Origin of the sequence: Brevundimonas sp. (genome assembly GCF_046295595.1) — a bacterium.
Classification (GTDB): Bacteria; Pseudomonadota; Alphaproteobacteria; order Caulobacterales; family Caulobacteraceae; genus Brevundimonas.
The window spans coordinates 59,974-81,720 of sequence record NZ_JBKBMX010000015.1; the positions used below are offsets into that span (position 1 = coordinate 59,974).

The window sequence follows — 21,747 nt, forward strand, 5'->3', positions numbered from 1 at the left end:
GTGGCGGCGGCGAGTCCGTTCGCTCATATCAGCGTCGAGGGGTATCATGAACCGGCGTCGCACAATGACGTCAAGCCAATCTGCCTGTTGGCACCGGCCTTCCTTGGTCCGCTAAGGCTGGTTACGGCCGAAGAGGTAAAGCAGCGATCTGAGCAACGTGGCGGCGACAATGAAGTGGACCAGACACGAACGAGGTCGTTTCGCCCTTGCCGTGGAGACCCGACCTAGTGAGACTCCTGCGGTGAAGACGAGTTTCGACACCTGCCGATGCTGATTCGCTTGGAACTCCAGCGGGTCGCCGAAGTGCTGCGCAATTCCTCCTTCAGTCGTCCGGACCTTTCTTGCAAAGAGCATCTGGAGGGCCTGCGCGCTGGGGAGGACGGAGACTCGTGACGGAAGTTCTCGTCAATCGTACCGTGTGGTTCCAGGACGGGGGAAAACGAAAGGTCGTTGATCAAGCGTTCCTAACCTTGGACCCGCGCTCGCTTGTCGTGCTCGGCGAAGCCGGGATGGGGAAGTCGACCCTCCTCAACCAGCTCCGCGGACAAGTCGGCTATGAGGTTTGCACCGCCCGCGCCCTGATCACCGCCCCCGATACGGTCGCCCGCTTTGGTGGAGCCCAGACCTTGGTCGTCGATGCGCTCGATGAGGTGTCGGCGGGGCAACAAGGGGATGCGGTCGATCTAGTTCTGAACAAGCTTGGCGTCCTCGGCTACCCGCGCTTCATCCTGTCCTGCCGCGTCGCGGACTGGCGCAGCGCGACCGCCCTGCAGGGCCTGTCGGACCTATACGGCGAAGGCCCCGTCGAACTCTATCTGGAGCCCCTCAACCGGCAGGATGCGGTGGAGGTGCTGAGCCAACGCCTCGGCGACGATGGGGCGGAGAAGGCCGCAATCTCTCTCGAGGATCAGGGACTGGCCGGGCTCTGGAGCAACCCCCAGACCCTGAGCCTAATCCGGGAGGTCCTCGGCCACGGCTCCCTTCCCACCTCCCGCGGTGGCCTGTTCGAGGCCGCGACCAATCTACTTCGCAAGGAGCACCGCGACGAGAAGATCGGGGCGAAGCTTGCAGGCCTTGGGGAGGACGCAGTCCTGGACGCCGCCGGGGCGGCGTTCGCCACCCTGATCCTCACGGGTCAGGAAGCGGTCACGCTCCGCGTCAACACCAATGTCGAAGACGTTCCGCTCAGCGAGATCGCCGAACTCCCGAACGCCGGGGCCATCCGGGACATCTTGGACTCCCGGCTCTTCGTCGCCCTCGGCAGTGACCGGTTCACCTATTCCCACCGGTCCATCGGCGAGTTTCTCGGGGCCCGCTGGCTCGCGCGCTGCGCGGACACGCCGCGCAAGCAACGGCGGCTCTTGGGCCTATTCAACGCCCCCAACCTCGTGCCAGCCAGCCTGCGGGGCCTGCACGCCTGGATCGCGTGGCATAGTGCTGATCTCGCGGGCGACATCATCGCCGCCGATCCCATGGGCGTCATCCAGTACGGCGACGGGGACAAGCTCACCCTCGCGTCGGCGACCCGTTTGCTCGACGCGCTGGAGGCGCTAGCGGTCAAGAACCCTTGGTTCCGGGACTGGAGCGAATATCACCTGTCCGGTCTCGCCCAGCTTCCACTGCTGCCCCGACTCAAGGCGATCATCACCTCGGGCGAGCGCGAGTTCGGACTACGGCTCCTGATCCTTCAGGCCGTCAAGGGAACGGCGGTGTTGTCGATCCTCGCCGACGAGTTGGAAGCGCTGCTCCTCTCGCCTGACACGGCCTTCGCGCTGCGCAGCGAGGCGGCCGACCGTCTCCATGAGCTGGACCCGTCCCGGTCCTGGCCCGCGATCGTTGAACGCCTCCTGACGCAAGGCGAAGAAGACGCGATCCGACTGGGCGTCGAAATCCTGGATCTCGCGGACTATGCGGGATTCAGCGACGACCTGATCGGCGGCGTTGTCACGGCTCAGCTCGGGCTTGAGAACCGGACCATCGGGATCCTCTACAGGCTGCAGCGGAAGTTGCCGACCGACCGGATCGGCCCGCTCCTCGACGCGATATCCGTCGCCGCGTCCGCGGTTGAGGACGAGCCGCACGAACGGTTGCCCCACTACACGGACCTCGCCCAGACGCTCCTCGGCCGGCTTCTAGCCGACCAGACCGTGACGCCTGAACAGCTGTGGCGATGGCTGGAGCCCCTCGGCCGTCATGAGGGATATCAGCGCGACGCTAGGGATGCGGTGGCCGAGCGGTTGCGGGCCGACGACGGTCTGAGACGCGCCGTACAACGCCGGGCGCTGATCGACCAGCCGGTGGACGGCAATCTTTGGTATGCCGCCTGCAGGCTCAGCGAGCGCTCGCCGGGCCTTGCACCCGACCAAGGTGACGTCATCGCCCTCCTAGACCTGCTGGCGCGTGACGATCCGCGCTGGCGCGATGTGGTCTCGATCGCCCGCCATAGCGCCGATGACGGCTCGGCCGTGCGCCAGGCCGCCCGGCGTTTCGCTGCGGGCGCTCCCGAAGACGAAGCGTGGCTTGACAAGCTCGAGCGGCCTGACACGCCGCAGTGGCAGATCGATCAGGACAATCGCCGGAGCGCTCGAGAGGCCAAGAAAATAGCCCAGTGGGAGAAGCACCGCGCCGGGTTCCTCCGTGAGATCGAAGAGCTGCGGGCCGGAACCTTCCGCCTCATCGTTAACCCGGCCAAGGCCTATCTCAAGCTGTTCGCCGACATGGGCGACGAGACCGCCGACGGTCCCGGACGTCTGCAGGAATGGCTCGGCCCGGAACTGCGCGACGCCAGCTTGGCCGGCTTCGAGGCCTTTCTCAACATCACGCCGGTCAAGCCGGGCGCAGTAGAGATCGCGGAAAGTCACGCGGACGACAAAAGTTGGGCCGCCGCCTATGTGATCGTGGCGGCTCTCATCGAAAGACACCGCACGGGTCGGGGCTTTGCAGACCTGCCGACCGAACGGGTCATGGCGGGTCTCATGGAGATCCGCTCCAGCCGGATCGACGATCACGCCGGGGTCCCGGACCTCGATCAGATCCTAGGCGATGAGCTGCGCCAGCGCGGTGCTTGGGAGGCGGCCCTAAGGCTCTACTTCGAGCCCCAGCTCAAGCGCGGGCGCTCTCATGTTGACGGCCTTTATGGTCTGATGCGGGAAGCCCAAGACGCCTCCCTCGCGACTCGGTTCGCGCTGGAGTGGCTGGAGCGCTTTAAGGAGATGTCCCCCGCCACCGAGGCGGAACTGGTTGATCATCTGCTGCCAGTACCCGAGGCCCGAGAGGCCCTCGGTGCGATCGCCCGGAAACGACGGGCGCGCGCCTTCACCGACGCGGAACGTCGTCTGATCTGGCAAACGGTCGGCCTTCTCATCGATTTCGAAAGAACCCGGGCCGAGCTGGAGGCAAGAGGCGATCTGCCGCCCGAGCTCCTCTGGCATGTGCGGAGTCGGATGGGGAGCCGGCGCGAACAGGGACGCCAGGTCGAGCTCGAGCCTGCGCTGGCGCTGTGGCTGTTGAGGCGCTTCAGATGCCAGTTCCCCCGGCGTAGTCGCCCCGAGGGGGTGTCGACCCGGGACACCAATGATTGGGACGCGAGCGAGTTCATCTCGGCCCTGATCAAACGTCTGGCCGGCGATATCTCTGACGAGGCGGTCGCGGCCATGGCCCAGCTGCGCGACGATCCCCAAGATCCCTACACCGAGCTCGTTCGGTCGGCGTCCGCCGAACAGGAGCGTAATCGTGTCGAGGCGAATTGGCGTGCACCTGACCTGAAGGGGGTCAGCGCGGTCGTCCGGGACGCGGCGCCCACAACCGCCCTGCAGATGCAGTCAGTGCTGCTCGAAGAGCTGGAGGAGGTTCAGCGCAAACTTCGCAGCAGCGATGTCGACTGGTATCGCGACTTCATCGACCATGGCGTGCCGCGCGGTGAGGAGGACTGCCGCGACAGTCTGCTGAAGATGATGCGGCCTTTGCCGTTCGGTATAGACGCCCAGCCCGAGGCCCATCTGGCCGACGACAAGCGATGCGACATCTTCTGCCAACTCGGCGACCTCGGCATGCCGATCGAGATCAAGGGACAGTGGCATCGCGACCTGTGGGTCTCGGCCGACGCCCAGCTCGGCCGCCTCTATGTCCACGACTGGCGGGCCGAGGCCGGCATCTATCTCGTGCTCTGGTTCGGCGAAGGAACCAAGCCGCTCCAGGCTCCGCCGACCGGCGAGCCCAAGCCGACGACGGCTGAGGCGTTGCGAGATGCGCTGATCGCTAGGAGCGCCATGGCGGGCACCGGGCGGGTCGCCGTTGTCGTTCTCGATTTCGAACGCCCCGCTTGATGGCTCGGATCCAGGCTCGGGACCGGCTGGACGCGGCCGTGGAGCAAAGCCGCGTCACAGTTCTCTTCGGTCTGCCGCGGGTCGGCCGAAGCGTGCTCCTTGCGGACTGGTGCGAGGACCAGGTCGGCCTTCAGCGAGTGAAGGTCGACGACGTCGCCACATGCACGGCGCCGCTCCAAGTGCTGGATCATCTCAATGTCGGCGGGGCGGGGGTCTTTTTGGACGCCTATCGAAACATCGAGGCTGATCGGCCGACGCGGTTTGTCGTCGCGCCTGTCGATCTCGCGGCGACGCGCTTCTTGCAGGAAGAACTTACCGCTGCCGCGCAGCTTGTGGTCCTCGACCCAATGCAGCGCCACGAGTGGCTTGCCGAGGAGCTCGAGGCAGCCGAGCCGTCTGGACCTGAAGCCGATTTTGCTCTTGTCGAGAGCGCCACGAACCGGCCCGCCTTTGACCCGGATCGCCACTGGCTGAGGGGCGGGCTCCCCGAAAGTTTCGAGGCGGCGAGCGACGCCGCCAGCCTCCAGAAGCGGCGTGATCTGATATCCGGGCTCATGCTGCGGGATTACGCGCGCTGGGGCATTTCACCCGGACTACAGCTGACCGACTACCTTACCTGGGTAGTCAACCAGAACGGCGGCGAGTTCGATCTCGCCCAACCTCCCATAGGCAAACAGGCTGATGCCCGCTCAGCCCTGTTCTTGTTGAGCCAGCTCGGCGTCGTTCGTCAGCTTAGGAACTATCCCGGCGGCAGCACCGCCAGTCTGTCCCTAAAGCCCAAGGTGCATGTCCGCGACAGCGGGCTTCTGCATGCCGTCCTGGGGATCGAGACTATGGCTCAGCTGAGGGGCCACCGCCTATTGGGCGAGAGCTGGGAAGGCTATGCGATCGAGACGCTGATCCAGGCCGCAGGCTGGCCTGGAATCGCACAGTTCTATCGCAAGGAGGGACCCCAAGGCCCTGACGAGATAGATCTTGTTCTCGACTTCCGGGCCCACAATGGGAAGCTAGTTGCGATCGAGTGCAAGGTCAGCCCAGACGAGCCCCCGCGTCCGGGGTATTATCGCGCCTTGGAGGCGATCGGTGCCACCGACTGGTTTGTTGTTCACTCTGGAGCTGAAGCGAATCTGACCGCTGGGGCCCACCGGCTTGACCTCGACAGCGCCAGAGCGCGGGTCCTCGACCTTTCCCGATAGAACCGCGCCGTTGCCCACTGCAGAACTGGCGCGCAATAGGCCCTATCGAAGGGCTGCTGTCCGATATCCGCTCATGGCGCGGAGCCGTCGTCGAGTTGCGGCCTCTCTAGCGGCCCAATGCGTGTGGACTGACATTTTGCAAGAGCCTCACGTCGGAAGTGCTATCTGCTAGGCGAAAAAGTGTGCCGGTGAGCAGTCCAGTGCTCGGCATATCGCCAAAATCGCCTTGATCCCAACGTTGCGCTCGCCGCGCTCGATCCCGCCGATGTAGTTCCGATGGAGGCCGGAGCGGTCGGCGAGATCCTCCTGGCTCAACCCGGCCTCCAGCCGCAACGCCCTGAGGCGCACGCCGAGGTCTCGAAGCTCCGGGTCAACTTTCACCCTCCTGACTTGCGGCACGGCCGCGTGCCGAACTACACACTATCAGTGTGATTATTGGGAGGCGTATGTGATTTCGTTTGTCGAGGGATATGGATCGTTCGGCCGTCTGGTCGGGCATGGAACCTTCCTGTCGGACGAGATGGCCGAAGACGTCGTCGCGCTGGTCGCGCTGGACCTAATGTCTCAGGCCGTACGGGTGGGGATGTCCGGAGCCGGCCAGATCGCGCTCCGTCACGTTGTGCTGGCCTGGATGAAGCAGCGGCGCTCCGGCGAAGCTGAGCCGAGGCTGGTCACCGTCCGGCCGGACGACATGGCGATGTTGATGGACACGGGCGTGGACGATGTGGCCGCCGCCCTGACCGAGATCGCGGTCCATCTCTCCATCATGCAGGAGGCTGAATGGCATGGCTGGGTCAAGTTCGACCTGTCGCCCTGGCTGCCGCTCGACGACTCAAGGTTGTTCAGTGAGCTGGATCGCCTGTGGTTGCTCGACCACGTCTCTTCGGTTCAAGATCACTGTGCCGAGGCGAAGCATTTCCTCGACCAACAGCTGGATGCCCCCTCGACGCCGGACGCGGCGCGTCCTGAAGCCGTTGCGCGAATAGCCGAGCTAAGCACCCGGAGGTCGGCGTGGGAGGCGCGGCGCAAGCTGACGAAACCCAGCGCCATCGAGGACGCCATGGCCGATCTCTGGACATTCCACGACGAAGTCGCCGAGCTTGAGCATCTCTATGACTGCGTCGTGGGGCTTCTCGCAGATGCGGACGGCTACGTTGAGCCCTTCGGGCACATCTGGCGAACGCAAGGACGCGCAAAGCTTCAGGCGCTCAGTCTTCCGTCGCGTGTGTTTTTCGGCGAGGAGGTGAAGCCGGCCCTGCGGCTCGTGTCTCACAATCTCGGGCGCGCAGGGGTGGGCGATCTGGCTTAAGTTCGGAGGTTCCGGTGGACCTGAATTCGATCTACGGCAGGGGGGCCTTCCTTGGTGCTTTGATCGCATGGCTAATGATAGTCGGCGCCCGACTATATGGTGAGAAGTGGCGGCCCCGCTTGGCGGTGTTCAGCACCATCGTACTCCTGCTCGTCGCGGGGATTATTTTCGGAAATGAACGGTGGGGCTCTGGCGCCAAGCACCGAGCCAACTGCGAACAGTGGCGGGACCGATACGACCGAGCGACCACCCTCCTAGACCTAGAGCGCGCGAGGGACCGTTTGCGCGAAGGCCGCTGTTCCATCGCAGAAAGCTGAGGAGATTTATCGAGGGAACTTACGGGTGGGTTTCGTGGTGAAGCGTCCTTGTTTGGCAGGTTCCTGACCGTCATGGCTGCCGGCTCCGGGCGCTCCAACTGCTAGCCGAGTATTGAGGTCGGACCGGTCCCCGGGATGATGCCCTCCTTCCTAGTCCGCGCAGGAAGCTAGTTAAATGCTGAACCATTGAGGTGTGCTTTTTGTCGCCGTCCGGACGACCAACTTTCCTCTGAGGACGAACATCGCGCAGCAGGATCTGCCCCCAACAGCTTGACCGAAGACCCGTGAAAAAGGGCTCGTCTGGACGCTCCAAGGGAGCGGATGAAATTACGTCATTGGACGTGCACACCCTACGCACACCTGCGGTTCGGCAAGTTATTGATTTTATGCGGGAATAAAGTTGATGAGTTGACGCCAAGGCGCCGCCAGAAAGGCTAGCAGGCTAGAATTCTATAATAATGCATACACATCAAAGACCTAGGTGGTGCCAACTTGGCGTCAGCTTCGCCGGTTTGCGGATCAGAACTTCGTAAAAAATGAAGCCGGATGTGGCGACGGCGGAGAGGGGGGTGGAGTACCGACCGGAGCGGCATTTGAACCGGAGGATGATGCGATGGCGGGGATGTCCGCCATCGAGTTGGGGGTGGCGGTCGCGGGCACCGGCGGGTGACCATCCTGGGGAGCCTCGCGTATGTCCGCCGCGGAGCCGGATGGATCATCCACTGAGGAGACCGTCGGCACGGGTGAAGGAGAGGGCGCCTGCTGCAAGGGCGGGGTGTCAAGGGGGACGCGAGCGGGTGAAAGCCTTGGTGGCGAGACTGGCCGATGGTGGGGGAGCTTGCGGGTTAGCGAGCGAGCTGCGCGATGAAGGGCGGCGGCAGCCGCCAATCTGATCGTGTGTGCCCCGGCCTCTATGACATCCATCCAGCGGTCCACACGCGCGCTGAAAACCGGATCAAACCTGGACCGGATTTGGCCCATGTAAGCGAGACGCAGCAGCCAAAGGATCACCGAAAGGAGGCCGCCTGAGACAAACAGACTGTCCGCGTGGCGGAGGTGAGGGTCTATCCACCATGCGGCCCGCAGGGACTCAGCCGAGAGCTCGATGGTCCACCCGTCGGGATGGCGCGTCGGGATCTTGATTTGGCCGCTGAACAGGACGTCCTGGATGTCCGCGAACAAGGCCAGGAGAGCGTAACCCAAGGCTTGAGGGCCAGCCTTGATGAGGATCCAGATCCAGAGCGCGAAGAGCCCGACTCTTAAGCAGCGGTCGGCCTTTCGGGTCGCCACGATGAGCGGATAGGTCATTTGACGTCGTGGATCGACGGCAGGTGACCCTGGCGCCTGAGCCAGTGCGCCACGAAGGCCTCGTGCAGGCCCCAGAGACGCTCATCTCCGGTGCAGGAGTAGTCGGCGAACGGTGAGGGTGGTTGCTCCCCAAACAGCCTTGCCGCCTCTTTCGTTATGTCGTCCTTGATTGTGCCCAAATCCGCCATGGGCGCGCGATCCGGCTCGAAGAGCTTGGAGGCGATCATGAGAGAGAGGCTGCAGCTCACAAAACCAAAATAGGCTGCGCTCTTGGTGAAATAGTTTTCCGCGGTGGCGCGGTACTCGTTGATGATCATCTCGGCGAGCTCGCTGGTCGTGAGGCCGGACTTCTCTGCGTATTTCCGCAGGAAGTTTCCGCTCTCTTGGGACAGCCTCAGGTGAACTCGGTCCTTGTTGAGCTTGCGAGATCGCTTGGGAGCAGCCGGCATCAAATCGCCTCCATAGGATAAAATGCAATCAGCATTGCAATATCGTAGCCGGGCGGTTATGCCTAGGGTATGACGCTCTCCCGCTCTCACATCGAATTTAGATCATTCACTCCGGCGGAAGCCGCCGCCATCACGGGCGTCCAGCAGGGTGCGCAGCGAGACTGGAGGCGGCGCGGCGCCCTTCCGAAGACGGAGGGGTGGGCCAAATTCATCTCGTTGGGTCTGATCGAGGTCGCGCTTCGGAGAACGATGGGCGAGATGGGGATGCCCCACGTCGAGCCGTCTTTGGACCTGCACGAAGCAGTCCTGCAGGCTCAGGCTTGGGCCGCCACGGTGCCGGGAGCGGTGGCGTTCGAAGACGGACTGGATCCGGTCGGTGACTTTCCGATGGACCCACCGAGGGCGCGATATGCGTGTGCAAGTTTCCCGTGGAAGAGCGAACTTGAACTGACGTTGCTCCCCAGCCTGGGTGACCTGGAGCCGGCCATCCACTGTGAGCCGCTGGACGGTGTCGTTCTGATCGACCTCAAAGCGTTGGGTCTCCAAATTGCGACGCGAACAGGTGAGGCCCTCTGGAAGGTCAAGCTTGGTCCTGACCCGGCCGAGTTGATGGCCGCGCTGAACCGAGCGAGCGCCGGGAATCTCGAAGCTCAGCGCGAACTCGCCAACATCGGCATTTTCGACTGGAAGGTGGTGCAGCGGTGACTCAGCGAGACCGGCATCCTGACGCGATGCGGGCAGAGTTGGAGGCACTCATCGCGCGCCTGAAAGCCGACCTGCCCTTGAGCCTCCCGCCTCGCGGTCTCAGCCGCGAGCGGGCGTGCAAGTACATCGGCGGCATCAGCCCGACCAAGTTCGATGAGCTGGTTCGGCAGGGGCAGATGCCGCAACCGAAGCGGATCGGCAGCAGGAAGCTGTGGGATCGAGACGCGCTTGACCTCGCGTTCAACGCGCTACCTGAAGACGGGCCTTCTCACGACGACAATCCGTGGGACGTCGCAGCTTGAAGCCCAAGCCGCCGTACGTCTCCTACTACCTTGATCGCCACAAGAAGCTTCGCTGGCGTTTTCGCCGTACCGGATTGCCCGAGAGCCAGACCCGCGAGTCCTTTGGCAGTGAGGCTTGGTGGTCCTGGTACAACGCGGCCCTGAACGGGACGCCGGCGCCGGTCGGCGCGGCGAGAACCGTGCCCGGATCAATGACCGCTCTCATTGTCGCCTATTACGCTTCCGCGGATTTCAAAGGCCTCCGGCCCGCCACGCAACGAACGTATCGAGGAATCCTGGAGCGCTATCGCGAGAGGCATGGCTCCAAGCCGGCCGCGCTCCTAGAAGCGATCCATATCCGAAAGCAGATGGACCAGATGTCGGAGACCCCGGCGGCGGCCAACAACATGCTCAAGGTTCTTCGAGCACTCGTGAGGTTCAGCATCGATCGAGGTCTCCTCCGGACCGATCCTACGGTCGCGGTGAGGATGTTGAAGTACCGATCAGAGGGCTTTCACACCTGGTCGGAAGAAGAGGTCGCGGCATTCGAAAACAGCTGGCCCGTCGGCACCAGGCAGCGGCTGGCATTCGACCTCCTCCTCTATACGGCGCAACGGTCCGCGGATGTCCGCCAGATGACGTTCGCGCAGATTCATGCCGGCCGTGTTCATGTGCGCCAGGAGAAGAGCGGGCAACTCGTCGATATTCCGATGCACCCCCGCCTTCGGCGCTCACTGGAGGCCATTGGCCGTCGTGACGGGATCATCGTTCTGACGGTCCACGGCGCGCCCTATGGCGAGAAGAGCTTCGGCAACTGGATTAAGAAGGCCGCTACGGCCGCAGGGTTGCCCCACTGCTCCGCCCACGGCTTGCGCAAATCCGCGTCTCGTCGATTGGCGGAGGCCGGCTGCACCACCCACGAGATCGCAGCAGTCACGGGTCACCAGAGCTTGAAAGAGGTCGAGCGCTACACGCGCGCGGCGGGGCGAAGGGATCTGGCTGACGCGGCGCTGAGCCGGATCAGATGATCGGAAGGCCCAATCGCGCTGTCTAACCGCAGACGCGAGGTTAGACGAAACAACAAATAAGAGGTTGAAAATGTGCCATAAAATTAGCGTGGTGGCGGACAGAGAGGGATTCGAACCCTCGGTAGGCTTTCACCTACACACGCTTTCCAAGCGTGCGCGATCGACCACTCCGCCACCTGTCCGTTTACACGACGTCGCCCGAAGGCCTTCGCAGGACGCCGGAGGTCGATCCGGCGCGAGGCGAGGCTGATAGAACACCCGGACCCCCTCGGCAAGCGCCTGAACGCATCCCATATAGGCGTCAGACATTCCGACCGGAGCTCCCGCCATGCTGTTCAAGAAAACCCCCGAGATGCCGACCGCCGCCGAGGCCCTGCCCGGACGGTCGACGCCGCTGCCCACCGACGAGGTGCACTATGTCACCGGCCGCCCGCTGAGGGGGCCGCATCCGGAGGGCTTCCAGACCGCCGTCTTCGGCATGGGCTGCTTCTGGGGCGTCGAGCGCATCTTCTGGCAGCTGCCGGGGGTCTGGGTGACCTCGGTCGGCTATATGGGCGGCATCACGCCCAATCCGACCTATGAGGAGACCTGCACCGGCAAGACCGGCCACGCCGAGGTGGTCCAGGTGGTCTTCAATCCGAACGAGATCAGCTACGGCGACCTGCTCAAGGCCTTCTGGGAGAACCACGACCCGACCCAAGGCATGCGCCAGGGCAATGACATCGGCACCACCTACCGTTCGGCGATCTATTGGCTGAACGACGAACAGCGGGCCGCGGCCGAGGCCTCGCGCGACGCCTATCAGGCGGCCCTGTCGAAGGCCGGGCGCGGCGACATCACCACCGAGATCGCCCCGGCCGGCCCCTACTATTTCGCCGAGGGCTACCACCAGGGCTATCTGGCCAAGAATCCGGCCGGCTATTGCGGCATCGGCGGGACCGGCGTGGTCTGCCCGATCGGCGTCGGCGTCCCCGCGGCCGCGGAGGCCTGAGCATGGACCGGGCGGGGGTCGGCAAGGTCTGCCTGGCCCTGCCCGGGGCCACGCTGGACCATCCGTTCGGCGACGACCATGACGCCTACCGGGTCGGCGGCAAGATGTTCGCCATGGTCGGGGGCGAAGGCGGCGTTTCCTTCAAGGTCTCGGATATCGCTTACGAGGTGCTGACGGAGTCCGGCCACGCCAGGCCGGCGCCGTATCTGGCGCGGGCGAAATGGGTGAACCTGCCGCGGATCGACGACTGGCCCGACGACGAGGTCGCCGACCATCTGGCCATCGCCCACGGAATCGTGGCGGCGAAGCTGACGAAGAAGGCGCGGGCGGCGTTGGGCCTGACCTAGCGCCCCGCCTCCTCCGCGATCCACCGGTCCATCCGCTCGTCCAGCAGCCCCAGCGGCAGCGGCCCGTCGACCAGCAGGGCGTCGTGGAAACGGCGCACGTCGAACCGCTCGCCCAGCGCCTGCTCGGCCCGCTCGCGGATCGCCCGCAGCCGGATCTCGCCGATCTTGTAGGCCGTCGCCTGACCGGGCCAGCCGATATAGCGCTGCAGCTCGGTCTCGATATTGTGCGGGGCGAGAGCCGAGTTGTCCTGGAAGCAGGCGCGCGCCTGTTCGATGTCCCAGCCCAGCCAGTGCAGACCGGTGTCGGCGACCAGTCGGCATGCCCGCCACATCTCATAGCTGAGCCGCCCGAACCGCTCGTACGGCGTGCGGTAGAAGCCCATCTCCTCGCCGAGGAATTCCGCATACAGCCCCCAGCCCTCGGTGAAGGCGGTGACGTCGACGCTCTTGCGGAAATACGGCCCTTCCTCGGCCTCCTGCTGCAGGGCGATCTGCAGGTGGTGGCCGGGCACGGCCTCGTGCAACGTCAGGGCCGGCAGCTCATACAGCGGCCGCTGGTCCAGCCGCGAGGTGTTGACCATATAGCCGCCGGCGACGCCGGTCTCCATCGAGCCCTGGAAATAGCGGCCGGTCGTGTAGTTGGCCTCGATCTCGGCCGGCACCGGGCGCACGCCATAGGGGGTGCGCGGCAGGGTCGCGAACAGGGCCGGCAGACCGTCGTCGGCCCGCTTGGCCATCTCCGACGCCTTCTCCAGCAGGCCCTCGCGCGTGGTGGCGTAGAACTCCGGGTCGCTGCGCAGGAAGTGGAGGAAGGCGGCGAAGTCGCCGGTCCAGCCCGCGGCCCGCATCTCGGTCTCCATCCGGGCGCGGATGCGCGCGACCTCTTCCCGTCCGATCTGGTGCACCTGATCGGGGGTCAGGTCGGTGGTGGTGTAGCCTTGCACGAGGAAGGCGTAGAGGTCGCGTCCGCCCGGCCGGTGGACGAGGCCGAGGCTCTCCGGCGCGCGCGGCAGATAGTCGTCGCGCAGGAACCGCACCCAGTCTTCGCGCGCCGGTTTGACTCCGTCGGCGATGGCGGCGGCGGCCCGCGCCCGCAGGGCGGCCTGGTCCGCGGCCGGGATCGAGCCGGGCAGGGCGGCGAAGGGCTTCAGCAGCGGGTCGGTCTCCGCGCTGTAGGCCGCCTCGGGCTCCATCAGGCCCAGCGCCGCCTCGACCACCGGGCGCGGCTGCACCAGGCCGCTGTCCAGACCGCGCCGGGCGCTGTCCAGCTGGTCGAGGTAGAATTTGTCCATGGCCTCCAGCCGCGCGATCCACGCCTCGGCGTCGGCGCGACTGGCGATGCGGGTGACGCTGGCGACATAGGCCATCGACTGCCCCGGCCCGCCCTCCGAGTTGAACGTCCCGATGCGGTCGACATCGAGCGGAATGCGGTCGCGCGAGCGCTGGACGACCCAGCTCAGCAGGGCGTGGTTCAGCCGCTCGTCCTCGGTCAGGGCCGCCGGATCGATCGCCGCCAGCCGGTCGGCGAACCCCTTGAGCACCGGTTCCTGGGCCCGCTCGAAGGCGCGCGAGACGTCGGGCAGGCGCGGCAGGGCCGCGCGGTCGCCCTCCATCCCGGCGGTGATCGGGTCATGGGCTCGCAGATACGCTTCGTAGTCGGCGAGGATGGCGGCGAGGGCCGGGTTGTCGGCGTCCCGCGCGGCCGCCGGGGGCGTCTGCGGCCCGGCCACAACCGGGGTGGCGGCGGCGAGCAGGGCGGCGGCCCCGATGGCGATCACGGTCTTCATGGGCGTCCCTCCGGCTGGCCGGGGACTGCACCGGAGGCCCGACCGCCCGTCAACCGCAGAAGGCGAAGAAGCGCTCGATATTGGCCGCCGACCCGGGCTGCGCCGCATAGGCCTCGCGCGCCCCGTCGCGCCACTGGGCCAGCCAGCCGATCCGGCGGAAGCGCTGGAACACCGGCTCGGCCGCGGACGCCTCGGCGCTGAGGAAGAGGCCGTCATGCAGTTGCGACGGCTCGGCCCGTGCCGGGAACCGCTCCGTATCGCCGCCCGATTCGACGTAGATCTCCGGCTTGGCGCCCTTGTCGGCGATCGCCGACAGTTCCAGCCGCCCGGCCCCGCGCTGGCAATCGAGGCCCAGCTTCAGATCGTCGCTTTCGGCCAGGCCATAGGCCAGGCGGGCGCTGGCGTCGTCGGTGTGGAAGAACCAGTCATAGCCTTCGACGGGAGCCGGCCCGGCGCCGACGGCGTCGGTCAGCAGGGCGGGCGGCGGCGCCTCGACCTTGGCGCAGGCCGCGGCGGACAGGGCCAGACCCGACAGGGCCAGCAGGGCAGGGGCGCGCATCGACAGTCTCCGGGTGGTCAGCCCGAGCACAGTTCGGTGAAGCGGCGCAGTTTGGCAAGATGCGGCCGCGGCACCTCGACGGCGCGGCGGTGATCGCCGACCGCGGCGGTCAGCCGCCCGCTGGCGGCGAAGGCCGCGAACACCGGGTGATCGGTGCGCAGCGCCAATTTGAACGCACCCCGCTCGGCCGTGGCCTCGGTGACGGCCGAGGCCTCGCCCGCCGTCACCCGGGCCATGCCGGTCTCCGCCGCGCCGCCATAGAAGGCGACGCGGGCGACGCCCGATGCGGGCTCGCACTCGAGGGTGAAGCGTAAATTCGGCGAATCTGGCACCTCATTCGCCAAGGCCACCCGGGCCTCGTCGGCATAGAGGGTCCAGGTCCAGGCGGCCTCGGGCGGCGTTGATTGCATCGCCAGGAAGGCGAGGCCGGCGAATGTGGCGATCATGGCTCAGCCCCCGCTGGTGGTCCGTCCCGGGATGTGGTCAGGCCGTTTCGGTTCCGCAATAGGCGAAAAACGCGCTGACCAGACGGCGCTCTTCCGGCCCGGCTGTCAATTCGAACTGACCCGCGTCGCCTTCGACCGTCAGCCGGCCGCGCGTGGCGAGCTTCTGCAGGGCGGGGTCGCGCAGGGAGATGCGCGCCTCGTCGGCCATGCCGCCGCTCAGCGGATCGATCGCCGCGCTGGTGATCGAGGCCCTGATCAGGCGGGGGGTGGCCGGCTGAACGGCGCCATAGACGACGGCTTGGGCCTGGCCGGGCTCGCAGGTGATCATCAGCGCCAGCTGGTCGGAATTGGCGACGCCATAGGCCAGCTTGGCCATCCGACCTTCGTGGCTCAGGTGCCATCCCATAGGCGAGGCGACGGCGGCCTCCGACGTGTACTCGGGAGCGGCGTCGGTGGCGCGGGACTGGGCGGCGACGGCGATCAGGCCGAGGGCGGCGACAGCAGGGATGGCGAATTTGAACATGCAAACGATACTCGCGTCTGACAGACAAACGCGGGTTCTCGTTAACGGTTCACGGCTCCGCTTCAAGAAACCGACTCCCGGGCTGTTGTTATCCCGGCCGAAGCGAAGCGCAGAGCCGGGACGCGCCTTGCCTCAGAACGGGCTGAACCGCTCGACCAGCGACTGCGCCGCCGGCGTCGCCTGGACCCGGCTGATGTCGCCGCGGCCGCCGTAGCTGATGCGGGCCTCGGCGATCTGGGTGTGGGCGATGGTGTTGGCCGAGCTGATGTCTTCCGGCCGGACGATGCCGGCGACGGTCAGCTCGCGCACCTCGCGGTTGGTGCGCACTTCCTGCCGACCCTGGATGACCATATTGCCGTTGGCCAGCACGTCGGTGACGACGGCGGCGATGGTCAGGCTGACCTTTTCCGAGCGATTGACCGAGCCCGAGCCGTTGGCGGTGGATCCGCCTTCCAGTCCGACCAGATTGGCCGGGTCGAACCCGCCGGGGAAGGCGCGGCCGAGGCTGTTCTCGAGGCCGAAGAAGTTGGTCACCCCGCCCGACATCTCGTTGCTGCGGCTGCGCGCGGTCGAATTCTGCGTCTGGGCGCGATCGTCGATATCGATGTTGACGGTCAGGATGTCGCCGACGCGCCGGGCGCGCTGGTCGCCGAAGAAGGTGCGGGCCCCGGTGCGCCACAGGCTGTTGGCGCTGGCCGCGCGGGCGGCCTGCTGTTGCTCGGGCGTCGGCAGATAGACCTGGCTGGTCGGCACCAGGGCGGCCGGATAGCCGATCGGGGCCAGCTCGGGGCCGCGCACGGCCTCGACGGCGGTGGAGCAGGCGGCCAGCGACAGGGCGGCGGCGGAGACGATCAGGGCGGTGCGCATGGCGGGTCTCTTCCCTCTAGCGGGCGGCGAATTGTTGGGGGCGAAGGTTCTGGCTGGCCGGACCGGCGACGGCCTGGCCCGGGGCCGTGGCCACGGCGTCGATGATGCGGCCCGACTGCAGGTTGCGGATGGCGAAGCGCTGGCCCGCCGTGGCGTTGCCCTGGGCCTGGCCGGTGATGGCCAGACGGACGCCGCTCGCCACATACAGCACCTCGACGATGTCGTTGCGGCTGATGATGCGCTCGCCCTGGGCTGTGCGCGCGGGGGCGGCCCGCACCGGAGCGGCGACCGGGCCCGCTTCGGCGCGCATGACGGGTTCCGCGGCGGCGGGGGCTGCGGCGGCGTGGCGCACCACGACCCGGCGCAGGCCGTACGGGTTGGTCCAGTCCAGGCCTGACTGGCGCGCCAGCGACTGCAGGGCGCCGGCCTCGAACACCACCGAGGGGCCCGAACGGGCGCCGATCACCACGCCGGCGGCCGATCCGGAGCCGTCGAACACATCGCCCAAGGTGACCCGGCCGTCCCCGTCGACCGGATTGGCCTTGAGCGTCACCGACTGGGCGAGGGCGGGCCCCGCCAGCAACAGCGCCGTCGCGGCAAGGATCAGCGTCCTCATGATTTCACCTGCCCGGCGACCGACAGCATCTGGTCGGCCGTGGTGATGACCTTGGAGTTCATCTCATAGGCGCGCTGGGCGATGATCAGATAGCTGATCTCGGACACGGCATCGACGTTCGACGCCTCGGTATAGCCCTGCAGTAGCTCGCCGAAGCCGACATCCGCGGGCGCGCCGACATTGGCCGGGCCCGAGGCGGCGGTCTCCAGCAGCAGGTTGTCGCCGATGGCTTCGAGGCCGGCCTCGTTGAAGAAGGAGGCCAGTTCGATCTGGCCGACGATCTGGGGCTCGGTCTGGCCCTGGGTTGTCACCTGCACCTGCCCGGCCTTGGAGATCGAGACGTCGATCGCATCCTCCGGGATGTTGATGTTCGGCTGCACCGCATAGCCGTCGTCGGTGACCAGCTGGCCCTCGCCATTCAGCGAGAAGTTGCCGGCCCGGGTGTAAGCGGTCTCGCCCGACGGCATCAGGATCTGGAAATAGCCCCGGCCGTCGATGGCGATGTCGTAGGTGCTGCCGGTCTGGGTCGGGGTGCCCTGTTCGGTGACGCGATAGACCGAGCCGGCCTTGACGCCCGCCCCGATCTGGATGCCGGTCGGCACGACGGTGCCCTGGGCCGAGGACTGCGCGCCCATCCGCTCGACGTTCTGGTACAGCAGGTCCTGGAACTCGGCCCGCTGCCGCTTGAAGCCGACCGTGTTCATGTTGGCGATGTTGTTGGAGATGACCTCCACGTTCAGCTGCTGGGCGGCCATGCCCGAGGCGGCGGTTCTCAGCGCTCTCATATCCGGTTCTCCTTACGCGGCCCGCCCGAGGCGCTCGACGGCGCGACGGGACAGGTCGTTGCTGTTTTCGATCATCCGGGTCACGCTCTCGTAGGCGCGCTGGATCTCGATCAGATTGGTGATTTCGATGATCGGATTGACGTTCGAGCCTTCCAGCATGGCCTGACGCACCTGGACGTCGTTGGCCTCGACCGGGGCGAGGTTCGAGGCGTTGCGGTACAGGCCGTCGCCGCCCTTTTCGAGGACCGCCAGGGTGTCGAAACGGACGACGTTCAGCCGCCCGACACGCTGGTCGTTCTGGCTGATGGTGCCGTCGGCGGCCACCGTGACCTGGCCGAGGGCCGGGTCCAGAATGATGTCGCCGGCTTCGCCCTGGACGGCCGCGCCGCCCTCGGTGGTCAGTCGGCCTTCGGGGTCCAGCGTGAAGGCGCCGTCGCGGGTGTAGGCGTCGCCGGCTCCGTCGATCACGGTGAAGAAGGCCCCTTCGCCCTCGATGGCGAAATCGAGGGTGCGGCCGGTCTGGGCCAGCGCGCCCTGGCCGAAGTCGCGGCCGACGCCATTGTCCAGCACGAAACTGACGCCGGGACGCACGAAGGCGTTGCGGGCCCGCTCGCCGACCTCTTCGCCCAGCAGCAACTGCTCGACCTTGAAGCCGGTCGTGTCGGCATTGGCGATGTTGTTGGCCACGATGTCGAGCTCGCGGCGCAGCGTCATCTGGCGGGACAGGGCGACATAGGCGGCGTTTTCCACGGGGCGGCTCCTTTCGCCCCGGTCCTCGCAACGGTCGTGCCAGCAGGGTTAATCAGCGAGGGCGGGGGTTTCCGCCGTAAAGCCGGCCTTGGCGCCCGGCAGGATTTGCCGGTTCTTAGCGCCTCGTTAACCAAAAACGTCTCGAATGGTCCGAGAGATTCTCGGGGCGCGCGCATGTTCAAATTCGGCAAGAAGAAGGGCGCGGCCTCCGGCGACGACGCCCTGCCGGCCGTCACCGACGGCCAGCCCGTCGATGGCGAGGACGGGGCCCCCAAGAAGAAGAAGCTGCCGCTCCTGTTCATCATCATCCCGGCCGCCGTGCTGGTGCTGGGCGGGGGCGGGGGCGCCGCCTTCTTCCTGATGCAGCCCAAGGCCGAAGCGGCCGAGGGCGATCATGCGGCGGAAAAGAAGGACAGCCACGGCAAGGCCGAGAAGAAGGGCGGGGATCACGGGGCCGCCGCCGAAGGCGAGGCCAATCCGGCGCTCGGGGTCATCGCCGAGGGACCCGACGGCGTCACCTTCTACACCCTCCCGGACATGGTGGTGAACATCCAGTCCCCCGACGGCCGTCCGACCTTCCTCAAGCTCAAGCTGACCCTCGAGATGAAGGACTACGCCCTCGCCGAGCACCTGCAGTCCGAGATGCCGCGGATGCAGGACATGTTCCAGAGCTTCCTGCGCGAGCTGCGGCCCGAGGATCTCGCCGGCTCGGCCGGCAGCTTCCAGCTGCGCGCCGAAATCCTGCGCCGGGTCAATCTGATCGCCGCCCCGGGCAAGGTCGACGCCGTGCTCATCGAAGAAATGCTGGTGAATTAGGATGACCGACGCGGCCTTCGCCGACGATCCGGATCCGCTGGCCGAGGGCGACGCCCTGGCCGAGGCCGAGGCCGCCGTCCTTTCCGAGCGGGTGCTGAACCAGGACGAGATCGACAGTCTGCTGGGCTTCGACCTCGGCGAGGACGACGGCTCCGAACGGTCCGGCATCCGCGCCATCATCAACTCGGCCCTCGTCTCCTACGAGCGCCTGCCGATGCTCGAGATCGTCTTCGACCGCCTCGTGCGGCTGATGACGACCTCCCTGCGCAACTTCACCAGCGACAATGTCGAGGTCAGCCTCGACAACATCTCCTCGATCCGTTTCGGCGACTATCTGAACTCCATCCCCCTGCCGGCCATCCTCGCCGTCTTCCGCGCCGAGGAGCTCGACAACTACGGCCTGCTGACGGTCGACTCCAACCTGATTTACTCCATCGTCGACGTGCTGCTGGGCGGGCGTCGCGGCACGGCGGCGTTGCGCATCGAGGGCCGGCCCTACACCACCATCGAGCGGGTTCTGGTCCAGCGGATGGTCGAGGTCGTGCTGGCCGACGCCCGCGCCGCCTTCGAGCCCCTGACCCCGGTGCATTTCAATCTCGACCGGCTGGAGACCAATCCGCGCTTCGCCGCCATCGCCCGGCCGGCCAACGCCGCCATCCTCGTCAAGCTGCGCATCGACATGGAAGACCGCGGCGGCCGCATCGAGCTGCTGCTGCCCTACGCCACCCTCGAACCGATCCGGAAGATGCTGCTGCAGCAGTTCATGGGTGAGAAATTCGGCCGCGACAACATCTGGGAAGGCCACCTCGCCACCGAGCTCTGGACCACCGGCACCGAGGTCCGCGCCGTGCTCGACGAGCAGCAGCTGCCCCTCTCCCAGGTGCTGGCCTTTAAGGTCGGCGACACCCTGATGCTCAACGCCACCCCGGATTCGGAGATCTCGATCCGCGCCGGCTCGATCCCGCTGACCACCGGCCGCATGGGCCGCAAGGGCCAGCACATCGCCGTCCGCGTCGAGGCCCCCGTGGACGTCGAGACCGCCTCAAGCCTCGCAAAGGGAAGACGCTCATGACCGGCCTGATTCTGGACGGCGTGCTGATGCTGCTGCTGGTCGCCGCTCTCGGCTACGGCGTGCGGCTGGAACGCAAGCTGACCGCCCTGCGCGAGGGCCAGCAGGCCTTCGCCTCCGCCGTCACCGAGCTGAACGCCGCCGCGGGCCGCGCCGAGGCCGCCCTGGCCTCGCTGCGCGCCTCAGGGCAGGAGACCGATCTGCTGCACGACCGCATCATCAAGGCGCGCGAGGTCAAGGCCCAGCTCGAATCCCTGATCGCCCGCGGCCCCGCCGTCGCCGAACCGGCGCGCGAGCCCGCTCCGGCCCGCGCCGCCCCCGCTGCCCCGGCGACCGCGCCTGTCGCCGCCTCCGCCGACGACGAGCGCGCCCTGCGCATGGCCGCCCTGGCCGAGCGCATCCAGGGCCTCGCCACGCCGGCGAAGGCCCGCGCCCCCGGCGGAAGCAATGTCGCCGCCATCCTCGGCGCCATGACCGCTAACCAATCTGCGAAGCAAAGCCTCAACCGGGCCCGGCGCAGTCTGGACGAAGACCTGTTCGCCGCCTGAACCTTGATGTCGCCCCAACCCCGGCGCCCGGCGCCGAGGGCTTGCGGGCTGGAGCTAGCCGACCATGAGCAAGATCCCGCGCCTGCTGCCCCTGATCGCCGTCGCCATCGGCGGGGTGGTGGTGGTCCGCGCCGCCGGCGTCGCCCCCGGCCTGTTCGAGGGGGCCAAGGCCTGGGCCGAGGAGGTCGTCCCGGCGGCGGCCCCGGCCGTCCCCGCCGCCGCCATCTGCGCCCTCACGCCGGAACAGCTGGCCCAGCAGGCCGGCATTTCGCCGGCGGAGCTGCGCATCATCCAGTCGCTGTCCGCGCGCCGCACGGAGCTGGACGCGCGCGACGCCGACCTCGCCTCCATGCTGCCGCTGATGACCGCCGCCGAACAGAAGCTGGACGCCAAGGTCGCCGCTCTCGAGGCCGTCAAGGGCGAGGTCCAGGCCCTGCTCGGCCAGGTCGGCGAGCGCGAGAAGGCCGAGGTCGACCGCCTCGTCGCCGTCTACTCCGCCATGCGCCCGCGCGACGCCGCGGCGGTGTTCGCCAGCCTTAACGACGACGTGCGCCTGCCGGTGGCCGCCGCCATGCGTCCCCGCGCCCTCGCCGCCGTCATGGCCCAGATGGAGCCGGCCGCGGCGCGCGAGCTGACCGAGAAACTGGCCGGCCGCTTCGCCGCCCAGCGCCAGCTGGCCGCCCGCGCCGCCGCCGCCGCCGAGGCTCCGGTGGCCGCGGCCGCCG

General features: G+C 67.0%; 23 protein-coding genes and 1 tRNA gene. 12 read left to right on the forward strand and 12 right to left on the reverse strand.

Annotated features, from left to right (window positions below):
- Nucleotides 1-389: 389 nt before the first annotated feature.
- Both ACK4JY_RS10885 and ACK4JY_RS10890 read left to right on the forward strand, forming a co-directional pair.
- Nucleotides 390-4,325, forward strand: a complete 3,936-nt coding sequence (locus ACK4JY_RS10885; protein ID WP_409605565.1) for an NACHT domain-containing protein — start codon at nt 390-392, stop codon at nt 4,323-4,325.
- Nucleotides 4,325-5,521 carry a DUF4143 domain-containing protein gene (locus ACK4JY_RS10890; protein ID WP_409605567.1) on the forward strand — a complete coding sequence of 399 codons (1,197 nt, stop codon included), beginning with the start codon at nt 4,325-4,327 and terminating at the stop codon, nt 5,519-5,521. The genes ACK4JY_RS10885 and ACK4JY_RS10890 overlap by 1 nt, the downstream gene beginning before the upstream one ends.
- A 168-nt stretch (nt 5,522-5,689) precedes the next feature.
- On the opposite strand, the gene ACK4JY_RS10895 is transcribed toward ACK4JY_RS10890, so the two are convergent.
- Nucleotides 5,690-5,902: a helix-turn-helix domain-containing protein gene (locus ACK4JY_RS10895; RefSeq protein WP_409605569.1), complete on the reverse strand. Its 213-nt coding sequence runs from the start codon at nt 5,900-5,902 to the stop codon at nt 5,690-5,692.
- Nucleotides 5,903-5,969: 67 nt separating this feature from the next.
- Here ACK4JY_RS10895 and ACK4JY_RS10900 point away from each other — a divergent pair, with 67 nt between their 5' ends.
- Nucleotides 5,970-6,830: a hypothetical protein gene (locus ACK4JY_RS10900; protein WP_409605571.1), complete on the forward strand. Its 861-nt coding sequence runs from the start codon at nt 5,970-5,972 to the stop codon at nt 6,828-6,830.
- An 836-nt stretch (nt 6,831-7,666) separates the two neighbouring features.
- Here the strand turns inward: ACK4JY_RS10900 and ACK4JY_RS10905 are convergent.
- Together ACK4JY_RS10905 and ACK4JY_RS10910 are read right to left on the reverse strand one after the other, a co-directional pair.
- Nucleotides 7,667-8,455 (reverse strand): hypothetical protein, encoded by a 789-nt coding sequence (locus tag ACK4JY_RS10905; RefSeq protein ID WP_409605573.1) that lies wholly within the window; start codon nt 8,453-8,455, stop codon nt 7,667-7,669.
- Nucleotides 8,452-8,904: a hypothetical protein gene (locus ACK4JY_RS10910; RefSeq protein WP_409605575.1), complete on the reverse strand. Its 453-nt coding sequence runs from the start codon at nt 8,902-8,904 to the stop codon at nt 8,452-8,454. Before ACK4JY_RS10910 ends, ACK4JY_RS10905 begins: the two co-directional genes overlap by 4 nt.
- A 69-nt stretch (nt 8,905-8,973) precedes the next feature.
- Here ACK4JY_RS10910 and ACK4JY_RS10915 point away from each other — a divergent pair, with 69 nt between their 5' ends.
- The 3 genes from ACK4JY_RS10915 to ACK4JY_RS10925 are packed head-to-tail and all read left to right on the forward strand — an operon-like array spanning nt 8,974 to nt 10,918.
- Nucleotides 8,974-9,609 carry a hypothetical protein gene (locus ACK4JY_RS10915; RefSeq protein ID WP_409605577.1) on the forward strand — a complete coding sequence of 212 codons (636 nt, stop codon included), beginning with the start codon at nt 8,974-8,976 and terminating at the stop codon, nt 9,607-9,609.
- Between the two features lie 38 nt (nt 9,610-9,647).
- Nucleotides 9,648-9,911 (forward strand): helix-turn-helix transcriptional regulator, encoded by a 264-nt coding sequence (locus tag ACK4JY_RS10920; RefSeq protein WP_409605579.1) that lies wholly within the window; start codon nt 9,648-9,650, stop codon nt 9,909-9,911.
- Nucleotides 9,908-10,918: a tyrosine-type recombinase/integrase gene (locus tag ACK4JY_RS10925; protein ID WP_409605581.1), complete on the forward strand. Its 1,011-nt coding sequence runs from the start codon at nt 9,908-9,910 to the stop codon at nt 10,916-10,918. The genes ACK4JY_RS10920 and ACK4JY_RS10925 overlap by 4 nt, the downstream gene beginning before the upstream one ends.
- A gap of 92 nt (nt 10,919-11,010) precedes the next feature.
- Here the strand turns inward: ACK4JY_RS10925 and ACK4JY_RS10930 are convergent.
- A tRNA-Ser gene (locus tag ACK4JY_RS10930) sits at nt 11,011-11,100 on the reverse strand.
- Between the two features lie 146 nt (nt 11,101-11,246).
- Between ACK4JY_RS10930 and msrA the strand changes: the two genes are divergently transcribed.
- Nucleotides 11,247-11,909: a peptide-methionine (S)-S-oxide reductase MsrA gene (gene msrA / locus ACK4JY_RS10935; protein ID WP_409605583.1), complete on the forward strand. Its 663-nt coding sequence runs from the start codon at nt 11,247-11,249 to the stop codon at nt 11,907-11,909.
- A gap of 2 nt (nt 11,910-11,911) precedes the next feature.
- Nucleotides 11,912-12,256 carry an MmcQ/YjbR family DNA-binding protein gene (locus tag ACK4JY_RS10940; RefSeq protein ID WP_409605585.1) on the forward strand — a complete coding sequence of 115 codons (345 nt, stop codon included), beginning with the start codon at nt 11,912-11,914 and terminating at the stop codon, nt 12,254-12,256.
- Here ACK4JY_RS10940 and ACK4JY_RS10945 read toward each other — a convergent pair.
- The 8 genes from ACK4JY_RS10945 to flgF all read right to left on the reverse strand — a co-directional run bounded on the left by ACK4JY_RS10945 (nt 12,253) and on the right by flgF (nt 18,589).
- Complete coding sequence (locus ACK4JY_RS10945; RefSeq protein WP_409605587.1) at nt 12,253-14,043, reverse strand: DUF885 domain-containing protein; 1,791 nt, start codon at nt 14,041-14,043, stop codon at nt 12,253-12,255. The two genes, ACK4JY_RS10940 and ACK4JY_RS10945, sit on opposite strands and share 4 nt — an antisense overlap.
- Before the next feature lie 49 nt (nt 14,044-14,092).
- Nucleotides 14,093-14,602 (reverse strand): hypothetical protein, encoded by a 510-nt coding sequence (locus ACK4JY_RS10950; protein ID WP_409605589.1) that lies wholly within the window; start codon nt 14,600-14,602, stop codon nt 14,093-14,095.
- Nucleotides 14,603-14,619: 17 nt separating this feature from the next.
- Nucleotides 14,620-15,048: a hypothetical protein gene (locus ACK4JY_RS10955; protein WP_409605591.1), complete on the reverse strand. Its 429-nt coding sequence runs from the start codon at nt 15,046-15,048 to the stop codon at nt 14,620-14,622.
- Between the two features lie 37 nt (nt 15,049-15,085).
- Entirely contained in the window at nt 15,086-15,571 is a 486-nt protein-coding gene (locus ACK4JY_RS10960) for a hypothetical protein (RefSeq protein ID WP_409605593.1), read from the reverse strand.
- A 132-nt stretch (nt 15,572-15,703) separates the two neighbouring features.
- On the reverse strand, nt 15,704-16,438 hold the full coding sequence (gene flgH, locus ACK4JY_RS10965; protein ID WP_409605595.1) for a flagellar basal body L-ring protein FlgH: 735 nt from the start codon (nt 16,436-16,438) through the stop codon (nt 15,704-15,706).
- 16 nt (nt 16,439-16,454) lie between these two features.
- Nucleotides 16,455-17,054 (reverse strand): flagella basal body P-ring formation protein FlgA, encoded by a 600-nt coding sequence (locus ACK4JY_RS10970; RefSeq protein ID WP_409605597.1) that lies wholly within the window; start codon nt 17,052-17,054, stop codon nt 16,455-16,457.
- Nucleotides 17,051-17,839 carry a flagellar basal-body rod protein FlgG gene (flgG, locus tag ACK4JY_RS10975; RefSeq protein WP_409605599.1) on the reverse strand — a complete coding sequence of 263 codons (789 nt, stop codon included), beginning with the start codon at nt 17,837-17,839 and terminating at the stop codon, nt 17,051-17,053. The genes ACK4JY_RS10970 and flgG overlap by 4 nt, the downstream gene beginning before the upstream one ends.
- Nucleotides 17,840-17,851: 12 nt before the next feature.
- Entirely contained in the window at nt 17,852-18,589 is a 738-nt protein-coding gene (gene flgF, locus ACK4JY_RS10980) for a flagellar basal-body rod protein FlgF (protein ID WP_409605600.1), read from the reverse strand.
- Between the two features lie 174 nt (nt 18,590-18,763).
- Here flgF and ACK4JY_RS10985 point away from each other — a divergent pair, with 174 nt between their 5' ends.
- The 4 genes from ACK4JY_RS10985 to ACK4JY_RS11000 form a co-directional block, all read left to right on the forward strand.
- The gene (locus tag ACK4JY_RS10985) at nt 18,764-19,405 is read left to right on the forward strand and encodes a flagellar basal body-associated FliL family protein (RefSeq protein WP_409605602.1); all 642 of its coding nucleotides are present in this window, start codon (nt 18,764-18,766) and stop codon (nt 19,403-19,405) included.
- A gap of 1 nt (nt 19,406) precedes the next feature.
- Nucleotides 19,407-20,477, forward strand: coding sequence for a flagellar motor switch protein FliM (gene fliM / locus ACK4JY_RS10990; RefSeq protein ID WP_409605603.1), 1,071 nt, complete (start codon nt 19,407-19,409; stop codon nt 20,475-20,477).
- Nucleotides 20,474-21,022 (forward strand): DUF6468 domain-containing protein, encoded by a 549-nt coding sequence (locus tag ACK4JY_RS10995; protein WP_409605605.1) that lies wholly within the window; start codon nt 20,474-20,476, stop codon nt 21,020-21,022. Before fliM ends, ACK4JY_RS10995 begins: the two co-directional genes overlap by 4 nt.
- Before the next feature lie 64 nt (nt 21,023-21,086).
- A partial coding sequence (locus tag ACK4JY_RS11000; protein WP_409605607.1) for a MotE family protein occupies nt 21,087-21,747 on the forward strand: 661 nt, incomplete at its 3' end.